Below are 16,272 nucleotides of genomic sequence, written 5' to 3' on the forward strand. Positions count from 1 at the left end.
AAATGAACGGACCGTCCGTGGATCTCGAGTGGCTCTATATTCAGACGGAGAATGTGAGCGCAGATGACTGACGCGAGCATACGGTCAACACCTCGCGCCTCCGGCCCCGCGGAAGGCGGGGCCGGGGTGGGCGGTCCGAACGGCAACCCGGAGGCCCCGATCACTTCCCCACAGGGCACAAAACGTAAGACGGTCACCCGCCCGGGAGACCGGATCTTCAGCTCGCTGGCCTCCGGGTCCGCGGTCTTCATCACGCTGCTGGTCGCGGCTGTCGGAGTCTTCCTGATCTGGCGGGCGGTTCCGGCTCTGCAGCGTAACGAGGTCAACTTCCTCACCAGCCGGGTCTGGGATACCGACAGCATCAACTCGATGGCGTTCGGTGTCCTGGATCTGCTGCAGGTGACAGTGATGGTCTCGGTCTTTGCGCTCGTGCTGGCGATGCCGGTCGCGCTCGGGATCGCGATTTTCCTCACCGAGTACGCGCCGAACAAGCTGGCACGGCCGCTGGCGTATGTGATCGACCTGCTCGCGGCCGTCCCGTCGATCGTGTACGGCCTGTGGGGTCTGCTGATCTTCGCGCCGGCGATCGCGCCCGTCGCGGTGTGGCTCAACGAGAACCTCGGGTGGATCCCGATCTTCGCAGACGGATCCGGTTCGATCCGTGGCGGCGGCACGATCTTCACCGCCGGAATCGTCCTGGCAGTGATGATTCTGCCGGTGATCACCGCGGTGACCCGCGAGGTGTTCGCGCAGACACCGAAGACGCACATCGAGGCCGCGCTCGCGCTCGGCGCGACTCGCTGGGAAGTGGTGCGTACCACGGTCATCCCGTTCGGCAAGTCCGGCTACATCAGCGGCTCGATGCTCGGCCTCGGCCGCGCGCTCGGCGAGACGATGGCGCTGTACATGATCCTGCGCACGACGTCGCAGGCGTTCAGCGGATCGCTGTTCGACAGCGGTTCGACGATCGCGTCGAAGATCGCGCTCGGATACGCCGAATTCAACAACAACATTCAGGCAGGTGCCTACATCGCGGCCGGCCTGGTTCTGTTCGTGCTCACCTTCGTGGTCAACGCGGCGGCTCGCGCCGCGATCGCCGGAAAGCGGGACTGACCTATGACGAGCCTGCTCGACAAGCCGATCAAGGCGCCTGCGTTTCAGGGTGTCGGCCTCCGCCGCCGCGCCACCGATCTCACCGCCACGGTGCTGGTCACCCTGTCCGTCCTCGTAGCGCTCGTCCCGCTGGTGTGGGTGTTGTGGACGGTGGTCGTGAAGGGGATCGGGGCCGTCACATCGCAGACGTGGTTCACGAACTCGCTCAGCGGCCTGTCCGCGTCGGCGGAGGGTGGCGGCGTCTACCACGCACTCGTCGGAACGCTCATCCAGGGGCTGGTGTGCGCGGCGCTGTCCGTTCCGCTCGGCCTGTTCGTTGCGGTGTACCTCGTCGAGTACGCGGGTAAGTCCCGGCTCGGCAAGCTCACGACGTTCATGGTCGACATCCTCAGCGGCGTCCCGTCGATCGTCGCGGCACTGTTCATCTACGCGCTCTGGATTGCGACGTTCGGCTTCCCGAAGTCTGCATTCGCGGTTTCACTTGCGCTGGTGCTACTGATGGTTCCGGTCGTGGTCCGCAGCACGGAGGAAATGCTGCGGATCGTGCCCCACGACCTGCGAGAAGCGTCGTACGCGCTAGGTGTGCCGAAGTGGAAGACCATCGCGCGCATCGTGGTTCCGACGGCGCTGCCCGGAATCATCACCGGCGTCATGCTCGCGCTGGCCCGCGTGCTCGGCGAGACTGCGCCGCTGCTGATCCTGGTGGGATACGCACCGTTCATCAACTTCAACCTGTTCGGTGGGGAGATGGGCACGCTGCCCGGTGTGATGGTGGCCGAGATGAACAACCCGACGGACGCCGGATCCAACCGGATCTGGGGCGCTGCGCTGACCCTGATCCTGTTGATTGCAGTGCTCAACATCGTCGCCAAGACGATCGGTCACTTCACGTCGGCGCGCAACAAATGAGCACCGAATCGGTGGCGATCGACGAAATCGTCACATCCCCCGAATCTCGTCAGCACATACTCGAGCTAGCGCTCACATCAGTAGGGAGCCGGTAATGGCCAAGCGTCTGGATCTCAAGGACGTCAACATCTACTACGGCAAGTTCCATGCCGTCGCCGATGTCGGTCTGTCGGTGCCCCCGCGCAGCGTGACGGCCTTCATCGGCCCGTCTGGTTGCGGCAAGTCGACGGTGCTGCGCTCGCTCAACCGCATGCACGAGGTCACCCCGGGCGCTCGGGTGGAAGGCTCGGTGCTGCTCGACGGCGAGGACATCTACGGCTCGTCCGTCGACCCGGTCGGGGTGCGCAAGACCATCGGCATGGTGTTCCAGCGACCGAACCCTTTCCCCACCATGTCCATTCGCGACAACGTTGTTGCCGGCCTCAAGCTGCAGGGTGAGCGCAACAAGAAGAAGCTCGACGAGGTCGCCGAGGAGTCGCTGCGCGGCGCCAACCTGTGGAACGAGGTCAAGGACCGGCTGGACAAGCCGGGCGGCGGCCTTTCCGGCGGTCAGCAGCAGCGTCTGTGCATCGCACGGGCCATCGCGGTCTCACCCGACGTGTTGCTGATGGATGAGCCGTGTTCCGCGCTGGATCCCATCTCGACCCTCGCGATCGAGGATCTCATCACGGAGCTGAAGAAGGACTTCACCATCGTGATCGTCACGCACAACATGCAGCAGGCCGCGCGTGTGAGTGACCAGACGGCGTTCTTCAACCTCGAAGCCACCGGTAAGCCGGGCCGCCTCATCGAGATCGACGACACCGAGAAGATCTTCTCCAACCCCACCCAGAAGGCTACCGAGGACTACATCTCCGGCCGCTTCGGCTGATCTGGTCGCGGCGCTACTCGGCTACAGGGGTTGTCTGACCCGTGGACGAATTCGCCAGCCGGACTTCGGCGAGCAGGCCGTGATGATCCGAGTCGACGATCTCGATCCGTTCGAGTGACGTCACGGCGGCACCCTTGGTGATGATGCGGTCGATCCCGATGAACGCGGGAAGCCGGCGGTTTGCCGGCATCGTCGGTAGCAGTCCCGCGCCCACCTGGTCGGCGGCGTCGGAGTAACCGCCGGTGAGTAGGTCTCTGTACTGGCGTTGGGTGTAGCTCGCGTTGAAGTCCCCGCTCGCGATTACGTTGTCGCGCAGCGCATCCGATTCGAACTCGCCGCGCAGCCTCCGCAGGTCCGCCGCCCACTGCTGTGCTGGGAACAGGTAGGCGGGCGCGGGGTGAACAGCGAACAGGGCCACCGGTTCCCGGAGACCGACATCGACGTCGGCTGCGAGATTCGCCGACTGGAATCCGTCGAGGTTGCGGGTATTCGACAGTGGGAACCGGCTGTAGATGCCGCTGCCCTCCCCACCCGGACCGTACGACACGACGAAGCGGTGCGGTAGAAGGACGTCCAGTCCTGCGGTGCCCAGTGCCTCGATGTACTCGTCGGTGAGTTCCTGGACGGTGAGGATGTCGACGCCGCGATCCTGGACGGTGCGGACCAGCGCGTCGGGATCAGCCTGCCCGATCTTGATGTTGGCTTGCATGATCGTGATCGAGGGGCCGGACGGGTCGGCGGGCGCGGCGCCGTCCGCGCTGGCAATGTAGAGCGGGCTGAGCATCCAGGCGCCGAGCGCGCATACGACGAGACACGCGGCCTCGGCTACCCATCGCCGGGAGACCGCGGCGACGACCGCGCCGAGCATGGCCACGAGGAGCAGCACCGGGGTCTGCCCGGCGAGGAGCACGACGAAGCGGTTCTCGACGGATACCTTCGACGCCAACAGACCCATCGCGCCCAGTAGTCCGCAGCATGCCGCGAAGGACCCAGCGGTCCTCCGGGTGTTCTCGCGATCGATCACCGTTCGATCATGCCTGGTTCCGCGGACTGTCGACCCACGGCTTTCTTGACGACGGTCGTGCTCACCGTGTCATTCGGATCGGTAGCGAAACATGAGCCGAGTGTCTCACGCCGAACGAAGGTTTGGGCGTTAACTGCAACCTTGATGCAAATGTCCGAATCGCCCAAACATTGCTGTGTCTTTGACTACGCTCCAGCGGCAAGTCGGGTGCCACGCCGGGTGCGTTGAGAGGACCGCGTTGCGCCCGAAACGGAGTTGCCAACCCGAAGAGGATGACAGGTGAAACTGAAGACATTCGCCCCGGCAATCGCGGCGCTCGCTGCGGTCGGTCTCGTGGTTACCGGTTGCAGTGACAACAGCTCCGCGGAGCCCACGGAGAACGCAGCAACCGGAAACCCGATCAAAGTGGGTCAGATCCTTCCGATCGAGGCGGGAGGCGTTTCGGTCGGAAGCCAGGCGGCTGGTATGAAGGCCTCGATCGCGGCGCTCAACGACCGTGGGGGAGTCGAGGGCCGCCCGCTCGAGCTCATCCAGTGTGATTCGATGGGCAACCCCAACAAGGAAGTCGACTGCGCCAACACGATGGTCACGGAGGGCGTGACTGCGACACTGGCCGACTTCACCCCGGCTTCACCGGAATCGGTATCGCAGATCCTCGCGACAGCAGGCATTGCGCGGATCGGCATGAACCCGATGAACATCGCGGACTTCACCTCTCCCAACGTGTTCACCCCGTTCTCCGGATCGCTTCTGACTCTGTACGGGAACGTCGACGCGCTGGTTTCGCAGGGTAAGACGAAGCTCTCGCTCATGCGACCCGATGTGCCGGTCGCGGCGATGCTCAGCAAGATGCTCGCGCCTGCCGTCCAGGCCAAGGGCGCCGAGATCGTCAACGAGGTGGCGGTGGGTGCCGGTGCTACCGACTACACGCAGTTCATTGCGGCTGCCGAGCGTAACGGTGCGCAGGGCGTGATCATGGCACTGACTGCCACCGAGGCCAACCAGATCGCCGAGGCCTTCGAACAGCTCGGATCCAAGCTTGGATTTGCACTCGCTGCAACGGGATTCACGCAGACCGATCTGCAGAATCTCGGAACGTTCGCGACCTCGTCGATCTACACGAGCCCGGTGCCGGCGCCGTCGTCGAGTACCGACCAGTTCCCCGGTCTGGTTCCGTTCCTCGAGGACATGTCGGCGGCGAAGGAGCAGGCGCTCGAGCGCCCGAACCTCAATGGCACCGAACTGTTCTCCTGGCTTTCGGTGCGCGCGTTCAGTGAGGTCGTCAAGACGATCGACATCATCGACGCGCCCTCGGTGATGACTGGCTTCCAGAATGCGAAGGACATCGACATGCTCGGCCTGGTGCCGACCTGGACCCCGAATGCGGTTCAGCCGCTCGGGATTTTCCAGCGCGTATCGAATTCGATGATGTACCGCATGACGTTCGACGGTGACTCGATGGTCACCGATCCGAACATGTTCGATCTGCGGACTCAGTAACACCTTCGGTTCGGGGCGCGGGATCGACCACCGCGCCCCGAACCGGCTCTACCGGAGGAATGCATGACAGAACTGCTGCAGTTCGCCATTCTCGGACTCGGCGCGGGCTCGGCGTATGCGTTGCTGGCACAGGGCGTCGTCCTCGTCTACCGCGGATCCGGCGTCGTCAACTTTGCACAGGGTGCGATCGCCATGGTCGCCGCCTACGTGTGTCTGGAAACCCTGCAGCGCGATCACGGTTGGTCGATGCTGCCTGCCTTTGCGGTGGCGGTACTGGTGGCGGGAGCCATCGGGTTCGCGTTCCAGCAGTTGGTGCTGCGCTGGCTCGCCGCGGCGGCGCCGATCGTCCGGCTTGCCGCAACGTTGGGTCTGCTGGTGATTCTGCAGGCCGGTGTGCAGCAGTACTACGGTTCGAAATCCATTCGGGTGCGGGCATTTCTGCCCAACGATGCCTACCACTGGGGTGACATCGTCGTTCAGCAGGACCGTCTGATCCTGCTCGCGATCGCAGTGGCGACCACCGTGGCACTGTGGGCGGGCACGCGGTACACACGGGTGGGACTGGCGATCACCGCGGCCGCGGAGAACGAACGGGCCACCGCCGCACTCGGGTGGTCCCCGCAACGATTGGCGACGCTCACGTGGACGGTCGGTGGCGCCCTCGCCGGGGCGGCCGGTGTCCTGGTGGCGCCGCTCACGGGCCTGACGCCCACCGCGTTCGTCGTCATCGTCACCGTTTCGGCGCTCGCGGCGGCGCTGCTCGGAGGTTTCCGCTCCTTCCCGCTCACGCTCCTCGGTGGACTGTTGCTCGGGGTCGGAGAGAGTGTGGTGGTCCTGTACCAGGACGACATTCGAGACCTGCTCGGCATGGAGACGCTCACCGGGATCAACCGGGCGGTGCCCTTTCTGGTGATCCTCGTGGTACTCGTCGTGCAGGGTAAGGGGCTGCCGCTTCGCAGTCACGTCTCTGATCGGCTGCCGCGGCTGGGATCCGGCGAGATCCGCTGGGTAACAATGATCGTCGCCGTGACGGCGCTCGCGACTGTCGTGATCGCCTTCAGTGGCGACTGGCTGCGGTCGTTGACCTTCACATTGGCGGCCGCGGTGTTCCTGCTCTCGATCGTCGTGCTTACCGGCTTCGCGGGCCAGCTGTCCCTCGCGCAGTACACCGTCGGCGGGCTCGGCGCGCTGGTCGCGGCCCGTCTCGTCGGTCAGGCCGGGTGGCCGCTGGGCCCGGCAGCCCTGGTCAGCGTGGCAGGTGTGATCGCGGTCGGTGTGTTGTTCGCGTTGCCGGCTCTGCGCACACGCGGCGTGAACCTGGCGGTGGTCACACTCGGGCTCGGATTCACGGTGCAGGAGATGGTGTTCAACAACCCGACCCTCACCGGCGACAAGATCGAGGGCGCCGTTCGCATCGAGAAGGTGATGCTGCTCGGATTCGACGTTTCCGCCACCCGGCACCCGGAGCGCTGGGCGTTGCTGTGCCTGATCGTGCTGGTGCTGGCAGCGCTGATGGTCGCGAACTTGCGGCGCTCAGGTACCGGACGTCGGCTCATCGCCGTGCGTACCAACGAGCGCGCTGCTGCATCGTTGGGGATCAGCGTGTTCGCCGTGAAGATCTACGCGTTCGCGGTCGCTGCCGGGCTCGCTGCCGTCGCCGGGATTCTGTTGGGGCTGCGCAATATCGCGGTCACCTACGGCGATTTCAACGTCTTCGCATCGATCAACGCGGTGGTCCAGGCGGTTACCGGCGGCCTGGGATTCGTGCTGGGCAGCGTCATCGGTGCCATGCTGGCACCGGGCGCGATACTCAGTCGTCTGGTCGAAAGTGGTTCAGGGACCGGAATTGCCGCGACACTGATCGGCGGTGTCGTTCTCATCCTCATCCTGCTCACCAACCAGAACGGCATCGCGGACATGTTCTCGCGGGTCCGTGGGGCGGTGGAGCGGAGGATTCCCCATCGCGCTGCCCGACACCATCGAGTGCACCGGCTGTCCGAGGTCCGCAACTTCGAGCTCGAACCCGTTGCCCCGGTGACGCTCACGGTACGCGATCTCACCGTGCGGTTCGGCGGCGTGACGGCCGTCGAGGGCGTGAGTCTCAGGGTGGAGCCGGGACAGGTTGTCGGGCTGATCGGGCCCAACGGGGCGGGTAAGACGACGGTGATCGATGCCGTCACCGGATTCGTTGCACCATCGTCCGGTGCGGTCCTGCTGGGGGACCGTGACGTGGTCAAGTGGGGTGCCGCGCGACGCTCGCGGGCCGGCCTGCGGCGCTCGTTCCAGTCGCTCGAGCTGTTCGAGGACATCACCGTCGCCGAGAACATCCATGCGGGCGACGACGCCGCCCGCGGATGGACCTGGTTGACGGACCTGATCATGCCCGGACGCCACCGCTTCTCGCCGACGGCATCGGCCGCGCTACGCGACTTCGAACTCGCCGACGACCTGGACGCCTTCCCCGGTCAGCTTTCGTACGGGCGTCGCCGTCTGGTCGGGATTGCCCGTGCAGTCGCCTCCGGTCCGTCGGTGGTGCTGCTCGACGAGCCAGCTGCCGGCCTGGATGACGCAGAGAGTCGTGAATTGGCGCACTGCATAAGGGAATTGGCGGATCGACAGCGAGCATCGGTACTGCTCGTCGAACACGACATGGACCTGGTGATGTCGACCTGTGATCGGGTGGTGGTGCTGGAGGCGGGACGGGTGATCGCGGAGGGCACCCCGGCCGAGATCGCGCGCGATGAGCGAGTGCGCGACGCCTACCTGGGCGTGGAGGAGGACAACGAGATGACGGGTACGGCCACATGACGATCATGACGGACGATCGGGCCGCGGAACGCACGACGGTGCTCGAATGCGACGGCGTCAGCGCCGGATACGGCGGCGCCGCGGTGTGCCGGGACCTGAATCTCACCGTGCACGCGGGTGAGGTGGTCGCCCTCATCGGCGCCAACGGTGCGGGCAAGACCACCACGATGCTCACGGCGGCCGGGGAGCTGCCCCCGATCGCGGGCCGACTGCGGGTACTCGACGCGTCGCGGCCGACGTCGTTGGCGCGGCTCGCGCGGAGCGGACTGAGCTACGTCACCGAGGAGCGTTCGGTGATCCGTGGATTGACGGCGGGCGAGAATCTTCGGTTGGCGGGGGTGACTGCCGACTCGGCGTGCGCGATCTTCCCCGAGTTACGCAGCCTCCTCGCGCGGCCCGCCGGATTGTTGTCGGGCGGCGAGCAGCAGATGCTGACCCTCGCCCGGGCGCTGGCCCGAAAGCCGAAACTGCTACTCGCGGACGAGCTTTCGCTGGGCCTGGCCCCACAGATCGTGCGCCGGCTACTGGCCGTAGTCCGCGAGGCGGCCACGAGTGAGAACCTCGGAGTGCTGTTGGTGGAGCAGCACGTCCGCCAGGTCCTCGAGGTGGCGGACCGGGTGTACGTGATGCGCCGGGGTCGGATCATCCTCGAAGGTGCCGCCTCCGATATCGCCGCCGACCTCGATGCAGTTCAGCGGGCTTACCTGTCCGGCGGAGACTGACCGCGCGCGAACAACGTTGAGCAGTCAGGACATCCGGGTGATCTCGGTGGTGGCGCACTCCGCGGCCATCAGCTCGAAGCGCTCTACTTCTGCTGATTCGCGGCAGAGTTCCCCCAAGGACTACGTCCAGGGAGGGACCCCCAGCCGACGCTTTTTTCAGGAAGGCGATGTCCTTCTCCTGGTTGGCGACCCACTTACCGAGCAGGCCCTCGTTGAGCCCGAGGTCACGGGCGACCTCGGCGATCGTGCGGCCCGAATCGATCACGCGGTGGGCGGCCTCGATCTTGTTGTCGACGACGAGTGAAAACTGATCAGGTGTCGACGAACGAAAACTGACCACCCTGCAACAAGCCTTGTGGGGTGATGAGTGTGGAGGGTTGGGCGGAGATCCGCCGGTTGCATCGGTCCGATGAGTTGCCGATCAGCGAGATCGCGAGGCGGCTGGGGATCAGCAGGAACACAGTCAGGTCCGCGTTGAACAAGGACCGTCCGCCGAAGTATGAGCAGCCGCCACGACCAAACCTTGCGGACGCTGTCGAGCCGCAGATCCGGGTGTTGCTGGCGGAGTGGCCGACGATGCCGGCGACGGTGATCGCCGAGCGAATCGGGTGGCAGTACTCGATGACCACGCTCAAGGACCGCATCCGGCTGATCCGGCCCGAGTATCTCGGTGTCGACCCCGTCGACCGGGTTTCGTATGAGCCGGGGCAGATAGCCCAGTGCGACTTGTGGTTCCCGGAGACGAAGGTCCCGGTCGCACCTGGTCAGGACGGGGTGCTGCCGGTGCTGGTGATGACGTTGGCGTTCTCACGGTTCATCACTGCGACGATGATCCCGTCCCGTCAGGGCGGCGACATCCTGTCAGGCATGTGGGCGTCGATCTCCCAGGTCGGGAGGGTCGCCAAGACCCTGGTCTGGGATCGGGAAGCCGCCATCGGGGGGGGGACCGGGAAGGTGACGACCCCAGCGGCCGGGTTCGCGGGAACGTTGGCGACGCAGATCAAGCTCGGCCCGCCCCGGGATCCGGAATACAAAGGCATGGTCGAACGCCACAACGGCTATTTGGAGACCTCGTTCATCCGCACCGCGCACTTCCCGGCGATTAAAACCCTCGAAGATTTCAACCTCGACCACCTACCGAGCTTGCGGCGTGACGTGTTGGCGCACTTGGCCACCGGAACGTTCGTCGCGAAAGCAGAGACGTGATCCTCCGTGGCCCACCCGGCATCGGGAAAACCCACCTCGCGATCGGGCTCGGGATCAAGGCCGCGCACGCCGGCTACTCGGTCCTGTTCGACACCGCCAGCAACTGGATCGCCCGACTCGGCGCCGCACACCACGCAGGACGGCTCGAAGCCGAGCTGAAGAAGATCCGCCGCTACAAACTCATCATCGTCGACGAGGTCGGCTACATCCCGTTCGACCAGGACGCCGCCAACTTGTTCTTCCAGCTCGCCGCATCCCGCTACGAACAAGGTTCGATCATGGTCACCTCGAACCTGCCCTTCGGACGCTGGGGCGAGACCTTCTCCGACGACGTCGTCGCAGCCGCCATGATCGACCGCCTCGTCCACCACGCCGAAGTCCTCACCCTCACCGGCGACTCCTACCGCACCCGGCAACGACGAGAACTCCTCGCCAAAGACCGAGCTGGCAACAACTAACCGACGCCAGGGTGGTCAGTTTTCATCCGTCGCTCACTGATCAGTTTTGGTCCGTCGTTGACACTCCGATCCCGCTATCTCGGTGTCCGCTGCCCGGGGGAACCTCAACGTGCCTGCCGGAGCGGCTGCGGGCCGTGGGACCATCCCCGCTCACGCGGGGAGCACCCGGGAAGTGCGACCTCGGACGGGCCGACGCAGGGACCATCCCCGCTCGCGCGGGGAGCACGCACCGCTGTCGGACGGGACCCGCACACGCATGGGACCATCCCCGCTCGCGCGGGGAGCACGACACGGGCGCGATCCTGGCCCAGGGGTGGGAGGGACCATCCCCGCTCGCGCGGGGAGCACGCGAAATCGGTAGCCGCGTCGTCGTGCAGCCACGGACCATCCCCGCTCGCGCGGGGAGCACTGCGGCACCGAAGACGACGTCACCTACCACCCAGGACCATCCCCGCTCGCGCGGGGAGCACTGACGTCTTGACAGAGGAGGAATCGTGACAAGGGGACCATCCCCGCTCGCGCGGGGAGCACGCGGTGGTCCCACGCCGCCGACTTCATCGCGGCCGGACCATCCCCGCTCGCGCGGGGAGCACCTCGGGCCCGCGATCGGCGTGGCGAAGATGGCGGGACCATCCCCGCTCGCGCGGGGAGCACAGCGGCGGCACCAACTGGCAGCCCTGGTCGACGGGACCATCCCCGCTCGCGCGGGGAGCACCCCGGCCCCGCGCAGCTGCGAGACGGGGCAGACGGGACCATCCCCGCTCGCGCGGGGAGCACTCAATGGTCAACAGGTAGGTGTCGGTGATCCCGGGACCATCCCCGCTCGCGCGGGGAGCACCCAGTACCGTTGTAGACCGCCGTCAACCCCGGCGGACCATCCCCGCTCGCGCGGGGAGCACGACCTGAATGCGTTCCTCAAGGGCACGGGGCTGGGACCATCCCCGCTCGCGCGGGGAGCACGTCTGCTTGCGGAAGTCCATGGCGCCCTCGGCCGGACCATCCCCGCTCGCGCGGGGAGCACCCGCTTGTGTTGTCGTGGGATGGCGTACGTCAGGGACCATCCCCGCTCGCGCGGGGAGCACTGTTTGACTTTTTATCTGTATCGCGTGATACAGGGACCATCCCCGCTCGCGCGGGGAGCACCTAGGAGCAGCCTTAGCCAACCCCCTAAGGCGCGGACCATCCCCGCTCGCGCGGGGAGCACGTCACCCTCGGCACTGACCCTCAAGGGTTCCTGGGACCATCCCCGCTCGCGCGGGGAGCACCGGTCGTGCGGTTCGGCTGGCCGACGCCGTTGAAGGGACCATCCCCGCTCGCGCGGGGAGCACATCCACGGCGACGACCAAGCCGACGCACTCTGCGGACCATCCCCGCTCGCGCGGGGAGCACGTCCTTGCCTGGCAGCCATGCGGGCGCGTCCGGGGACCATCCCCGCTCGCGCGGGGAGCACTGCTGTCGGTCGGACAACTGGAACGTCTCGCTGGGACCATCCCCGCTCGCGCGGGGAGCACCGAACGCGGCGGGCGTCGAAGGCGCCGCGAACGGGACCATCCCCGCTCGCGCGGGGAGCACGTGATCGTGTCGGTCATCGGGCCCACTCTCCAAGGACCATCCCCGCTCGCGCGGGGAGCACCAAGGGCTCCTGTTCCCGCCTGTCGACCTGCTGGGACCATCCCCGCTCGCGCGGGGAGCACGTTCCGACCAGCAGCAGGACGGCGAGTTTGTCGGGACCATCCCCGCTCGCGCGGGGAGCACACTGCCGGGATCCGTTCTTCAACTTGCGACGACGAGGACCATCCCCGCTCGCGCGGGGAGCACACTGATCTGCGGAAATGCTAGCAGGATCCGCGAACTGGCTTCACTTTCCCTGGCCGCTTCGGCGACTGGCTCGACGGTACTTGCTGGCGTTGCTCCATCCTTTTCGAAGGTCGGACGGTGTGGCTTCTCTGCTGTCGGAGGGACGCAGCATCAGCTGAAGACCGTCGACGTCGACTGGCTGCCAGTGGTGCCGGTTGACTTTGAACGCGAGTCGTTGTTCACCCGGTGCCGAGTGGACCATGATCGCGCGGCCGTCCTTGGCAAGTTCGAGGACTGTGGCCCACATGCGGTCGCGCACACGAGTGCTCACATGCCCGACGAAGACGCCGGCGCTGATCTCCAGCAGCCACCGGGTCAGGTGTCCGCGCAGGCCTTCAGGGCAGGCAGTCAGGACGATGACTACCACGGAACGTCCTCGTCATAGTTGGTTCCGGCAACGACGCTGCGGTCCCCACCGTCCCAGAGTTGAAGGACATCGCCGTAGTCCGCTTCCTCTGGTTCGCTGGGCAGCAGCAGGTTCCGTATGTCCTTGGCGCAGCGGGAGAGGATGGAGCCTCCGTGTACCGCGTCACGCACTGCCCGACGCGTCTCGGCCCCGATGTCTTCGGACCCGCGGGCGGCGATCTCGAAGGCGATCGGAATGGTGATGTCGGCCTTGTAGAGGTCGGCGACGTCGTAGACGAAGGATCGGACGTGCCCAGTGTGGACGAATCCGAGTCCTGGTGCGCATCCCAGTGCCACAATCACCGCGTGGACGATGCCGTACAGGCAGGTGTGCGCGGCTGAAAGTGCTTGATTGATCGGATCTCCCGATGCGAAGTCTTGTGCGTCGTACTGCCTTCGCTTCCACTCGATACCGTTCGCTTCGGCATGTTCCCGGTACAGGCTGCGAACGCGTGCACCCTCTCTGCCCCGCAACTGCTGCATGGTGAGCCCGGAGGTGTCCTCGCCGGGAAAGCGCATGGCGTACATCTCCCGCGCGATACGTAGGCGCGACGACTGGTTCGATACCGCGTTCGCCTGCGCCTCGAGTAGTCTCGCGGAGCGGGCGAGCGACCTGCCGTGCGCGTAGTAGCGCACGCCGCGCTCACCGACCCACACCGCAGTGGACCCACCGTCTGCCAGCAGCATCATGGCCTGGTGCGTCACTCGGGTGCCCGGGCCGAGTAGCAGCGCACCGAGCGAGGCAGCGGGGATGTGGACGGTGCCCCGCTCATCGGTCGCGGTGATGGCGTTCGCATCTCGATGGATCGCACATCGCTCGAGATAGATGAAGGACATCCGGTCCTCGGCCCTCACCAGATCGGGAAGGTCTGCCGGACGGGTTCCCGGGATCTCCCTCATCGGGATACCGGACTCGCGATCGTCAGCAAGCCGCATCCGTACCCCTTGGCCTTGCCGATTCCGTGAACGAGACTGTGTCGCAGAGTGTCTGGATCCTCAACTTGGAGTTGGCCATCGAACTGGGCGGTGGAGAGGGTCACGCTGCCGTTGCCGCGCCGGAAGGTTCGCTTCTGCCGCTGGCTTACGGTCACTCCAGGTTCGTCGTCGACTGACGGCAATACGGAGAACCCGTGGTCCTTGCAGCGGTCGAGCAGCCATTGCTGCTGCTGTGCCGCAGTCACGTGCCCGACGCGGATCTTCTTGCCGTCGTGCGCGCGAGTGATCACGTGGACGGGGTTGGCGTGCAGGCGGAAGGCCCAGTGCTGGCCGGGTTCGAGCCGGTCCAGCAGAGGCCGGTAGTCGCGGGTGCTCCAGGTGGAGTCGTCCGACCAACCGGCCTGTTCGGCGAGGTGGGTCATCTGGGGTTGCCGAGGACTCACGACGTAGAGCCAGGTGGCATACCCGTCTCGGTCGATCCGCCACAGAACGCGGCCCTCACCGGGCTCGCCAACGGATTCCGGGCCAAACGACGCCATCACCGCAGCGTGCATCGCCTGTGGTGAACCGAGCAGAAACCGGGCCTGTCGGCGCGCCGGGTTCACCGCGAAGCGGGTCAGGTACATCACGAACCTCCCAGAAGTGCGAACGGGTCGTGCGCGACGGCTCGCCCCGCCGGGTTGTCCACGTGCAGAGGGTCATCGTGAACAACTGTGCGCCAGCCATATTCGCGACGGTCAGGGCTGAAACTGATTGGGGTGTCGCGCACCGTCTCGCCTACCTCGTCGGCATCCGCGTCCCGGATGATCGGCAGCTGCACGCCTAGATTCGACTGCCTGCGCCGATACCAGGCTGCGGCCTGCCAGGGTTCGCTTCGCAGCGCCGCGACCAGATCCTCGCTGTAGAGGCCGAGGACGAGTCGACCGGCGGGCGGACAGGAGCGGCGCCCGAGATACAGCGGGAAGGTCGGTTGTTGCAGCGCATCGTGAATACCGGTGATCGCCGATTCCGGGCCCTCGACGGCTGCGACGAACACTGCATCTGCGAGGTAGTAACGGTACGACAGCGGCATCGACTTGCCCTCGCGAGTCCGCGCGGTCTGGAAGTCCCGGATCAGTTGCCCTGGCTGGTCCACGCGGACACCGAACCGGAGCTTGACCAGATCCTCGATCGGTTCGGTCCGGCGCCGGCCCTGCGCGGCCGCTATGAGGCCGAGCACCCCACTCTTCGTCGGTTCCTGACGAGTCTCACGCCGGACGAACCGACTTGAATCACCCCACGACTGCAGCGGTCCGGCCAGTCGCAGCAGCAGTGTGGTCACGGCTGCGCCCCGACGCGGTCGCGCACCAGCGATCCCACTCCGGCGATCAATGCGTTCAGGTCATCGTCGACGCCGAGTGCCGCCAGCGGCTTGGTCGCCTCGCCCACACGTACGACGAATCCGGCGAGCGGTGCCTGGCCGAACGCGCGATCCAGATCCTGCGCGTAGTCGGCCAGCCGCTTGCTGGATTCGGCCATCCGGGTGCGTCCCGAGATCGCCTCCACCGCATCCTCGAACGCACCCACCAGGTTGACGGGCTGATTCTCCCGGACTTGTACGACCACCGCATCGGGCAACGTGCGGTTGGCGAAGGTGTTCTGCTTGCCGGTGGGCATGCTGGTGACGAACGAGCGGATGAAGGCCTCGACGGCGCGGCCGGTGGCCTCACCACTGCCGAGCGTCCGGCTCAGGGCGTCGACGTCGACGGTCGCGTACCGGTACAGCGTCGAGGAGTTGAACTCGACAGTGCCGATCATGCCGGCACCTGCGTTGTCTTCGGGTGCCTTGTCGTCGACAGCGGTGAAGTAGTCGTACTCGTTGTCGACGCCGTGAACGCTGATCGCGTGCGCGACTTGCGCGCAGGCATCGACATTGAGATCCGGTGCGTCGGCGACCATGCGGCCGAACAGTGCGAGGTCGACGCTGTGCTGCGACTGGGTGGCCTCCTTCGCGGCCTTCTTGTCGATCGGTTCGCCCGAGCGTGCGGACTCGATCGCGAGTGCGGCGAGGTTGCCGATCTGGTTGTTGCTCAGGAACAGCAGGTATCCGCTCTGCGCGGGCTGCGCCGTCTCTCCCTTCTTCGCCTTCGGCTTCTCGATCTTGATGCCTGTGGACGCGAGTGCTTGCTCCGCCAGCAGCATGGACTGCTCGGCGAGGTCCGGGGCCTCCTGCGTGATCACCTGGGCTACGAGTTCGACCACCCGTTTGGTGCGCTCACCGAGATCCGTAGAGTCGAGGGTCTGCTCGAACGCCTTGCGGGTAGCTCGCTTCCATGCCTGACTCGACACCCGGGCTCGGCGCACGCCGCCGTACTTGGCGGTCTTCGGGCTGCCGGTGTCGTCACGATTGATGTTGCTCGGCGGAACGGTCTGCAGGATGTGAACGTCGACGATGGTGCGTGACATGAATTTCTCCCGAAAGTG

General features: G+C 66.0%; 13 protein-coding genes, 2 pseudogenes and 1 CRISPR repeat array. Of the genes and pseudogenes, 9 read left to right on the forward strand and 6 right to left on the reverse strand.

Going from position 1 to position 16,272, the window contains the following annotated elements:
- The first annotated feature begins 63 nt into the window (after nt 1-63).
- From pstC to pstB, 3 genes are all read left to right on the forward strand, one after another.
- Nucleotides 64-1,113 (forward strand): phosphate ABC transporter permease subunit PstC, encoded by a 1,050-nt coding sequence (gene pstC / locus ERC79_RS16000; protein ID WP_131579439.1) that lies wholly within the window; start codon nt 64-66, stop codon nt 1,111-1,113.
- Nucleotides 1,114-1,116: 3 nt separating this feature from the next.
- The gene (gene pstA, locus ERC79_RS16005) at nt 1,117-2,022 is read left to right on the forward strand and encodes a phosphate ABC transporter permease PstA (RefSeq protein WP_131579440.1); all 906 of its coding nucleotides are present in this window, start codon (nt 1,117-1,119) and stop codon (nt 2,020-2,022) included.
- A gap of 94 nt (nt 2,023-2,116) precedes the next feature.
- Nucleotides 2,117-2,893: a phosphate ABC transporter ATP-binding protein PstB gene (gene pstB / locus ERC79_RS16010; protein ID WP_114720809.1), complete on the forward strand. Its 777-nt coding sequence runs from the start codon at nt 2,117-2,119 to the stop codon at nt 2,891-2,893.
- 13 nt (nt 2,894-2,906) lie between these two features.
- Here pstB and ERC79_RS16015 read toward each other — a convergent pair whose 3' ends face one another.
- Nucleotides 2,907-3,917: an endonuclease/exonuclease/phosphatase family protein gene (locus tag ERC79_RS16015; RefSeq protein WP_131579441.1), complete on the reverse strand. Its 1,011-nt coding sequence runs from the start codon at nt 3,915-3,917 to the stop codon at nt 2,907-2,909.
- A gap of 279 nt (nt 3,918-4,196) precedes the next feature.
- Between ERC79_RS16015 and ERC79_RS16020 the strand changes: the two genes are divergently transcribed.
- From ERC79_RS16020 to istB, 6 genes and pseudogenes are all read left to right on the forward strand, one after another.
- Nucleotides 4,197-5,417: an ABC transporter substrate-binding protein gene (locus ERC79_RS16020; RefSeq protein WP_131579442.1), complete on the forward strand. Its 1,221-nt coding sequence runs from the start codon at nt 4,197-4,199 to the stop codon at nt 5,415-5,417.
- Between the two features lie 63 nt (nt 5,418-5,480).
- Entirely contained in the window at nt 5,481-8,225 is a 2,745-nt protein-coding gene (locus ERC79_RS16025; protein WP_131579443.1) for a branched-chain amino acid ABC transporter permease/ATP-binding protein, read from the forward strand.
- Nucleotides 8,222-8,947 carry an ATP-binding cassette domain-containing protein gene (locus ERC79_RS16030; protein WP_242676595.1) on the forward strand — a complete coding sequence of 242 codons (726 nt, stop codon included), beginning with the start codon at nt 8,222-8,224 and terminating at the stop codon, nt 8,945-8,947. The genes ERC79_RS16025 and ERC79_RS16030 overlap by 4 nt, the downstream gene beginning before the upstream one ends.
- Nucleotides 8,948-8,963: 16 nt before the next feature.
- Nucleotides 8,964-9,251: a hypothetical protein gene (locus ERC79_RS23540; RefSeq protein ID WP_242676596.1), complete on the forward strand. Its 288-nt coding sequence runs from the start codon at nt 8,964-8,966 to the stop codon at nt 9,249-9,251.
- Between the two features lie 56 nt (nt 9,252-9,307).
- Nucleotides 9,308-10,027 (forward strand): annotated as a pseudogene (locus ERC79_RS23280) (IS21 family transposase); the annotation flags it as partial.
- Nucleotides 10,025-10,611, forward strand: a pseudogene (gene istB, locus ERC79_RS16040) (IS21-like element helper ATPase IstB); the annotation flags it as partial. The pseudogenes ERC79_RS23280 and istB, both read left to right, overlap by 3 nt.
- 137 nt (nt 10,612-10,748) lie before the next feature.
- Nucleotides 10,749-12,429: a CRISPR direct-repeat array (repeat unit 28 nt; unit sequence GGACCATCCCCGCTCGCGCGGGGAGCAC).
- A 40-nt stretch (nt 12,430-12,469) separates the two neighbouring features.
- Here istB and cas2e read toward each other — a convergent pair.
- Genes cas2e through cas7e form a run of 5 tightly spaced genes read right to left on the reverse strand, consistent with a single transcriptional unit; the run spans nt 12,470 to nt 16,254 of the window.
- The gene (cas2e, locus tag ERC79_RS16045; protein ID WP_131579445.1) at nt 12,470-12,835 is read right to left on the reverse strand and encodes a type I-E CRISPR-associated endoribonuclease Cas2e; all 366 of its coding nucleotides are present in this window, start codon (nt 12,833-12,835) and stop codon (nt 12,470-12,472) included.
- Nucleotides 12,829-13,773, reverse strand: a complete 945-nt coding sequence (cas1e, locus tag ERC79_RS16050) for a type I-E CRISPR-associated endonuclease Cas1e (RefSeq protein WP_131579446.1) — start codon at nt 13,771-13,773, stop codon at nt 12,829-12,831. The genes cas2e and cas1e overlap by 7 nt, the downstream gene beginning before the upstream one ends.
- Nucleotides 13,770-14,435: a type I-E CRISPR-associated protein Cas6/Cse3/CasE gene (gene cas6e, locus ERC79_RS16055; protein WP_131579447.1), complete on the reverse strand. Its 666-nt coding sequence runs from the start codon at nt 14,433-14,435 to the stop codon at nt 13,770-13,772. Before cas6e ends, cas1e begins: the two co-directional genes overlap by 4 nt.
- Nucleotides 14,435-15,130 carry a type I-E CRISPR-associated protein Cas5/CasD gene (gene cas5e / locus ERC79_RS16060; protein ID WP_131579448.1) on the reverse strand — a complete coding sequence of 232 codons (696 nt, stop codon included), beginning with the start codon at nt 15,128-15,130 and terminating at the stop codon, nt 14,435-14,437. Before cas5e ends, cas6e begins: the two co-directional genes overlap by 1 nt.
- Nucleotides 15,127-16,254, reverse strand: coding sequence for a type I-E CRISPR-associated protein Cas7/Cse4/CasC (cas7e, locus tag ERC79_RS16065; RefSeq protein ID WP_131579449.1), 1,128 nt, complete (start codon nt 16,252-16,254; stop codon nt 15,127-15,129). Before cas7e ends, cas5e begins: the two co-directional genes overlap by 4 nt.
- Nucleotides 16,255-16,272: the final 18 nt, after the last annotated feature.

The sequence above is a fragment of the Rhodococcus sp. ABRD24 genome, assembly GCF_004328705.1.
GTDB lineage: Bacteria > Actinomycetota > Actinomycetes > Mycobacteriales > Mycobacteriaceae > Prescottella.

Coding starts and splice junctions, on each gene's coding strand:
- pstB (WP_114720809.1), top strand. CDS start 2,117: ATGGCCAAGCGTCTGGATCTCAAGGACGTCAACATCTACTACGGCAAG.
- cas6e (WP_131579447.1), bottom strand. CDS start 14,435: ATGTACCTGACCCGCTTCGCGGTGAACCCGGCGCGCCGACAGGCCCGG.
- ERC79_RS16030 (WP_242676595.1), top strand. CDS start 8,222: ATGACGATCATGACGGACGATCGGGCCGCGGAACGCACGACGGTGCTC.
- cas1e (WP_131579446.1), bottom strand. CDS start 13,773: ATGAGGGAGATCCCGGGAACCCGTCCGGCAGACCTTCCCGATCTGGTG.
- pstA (WP_131579440.1), top strand. CDS start 1,117: ATGACGAGCCTGCTCGACAAGCCGATCAAGGCGCCTGCGTTTCAGGGT.
- ERC79_RS16025 (WP_131579443.1), top strand. CDS start 5,481: ATGACAGAACTGCTGCAGTTCGCCATTCTCGGACTCGGCGCGGGCTCG.
- pstC (WP_131579439.1), top strand. CDS start 64: ATGACTGACGCGAGCATACGGTCAACACCTCGCGCCTCCGGCCCCGCG.
- cas7e (WP_131579449.1), bottom strand. CDS start 16,254: ATGTCACGCACCATCGTCGACGTTCACATCCTGCAGACCGTTCCGCCG.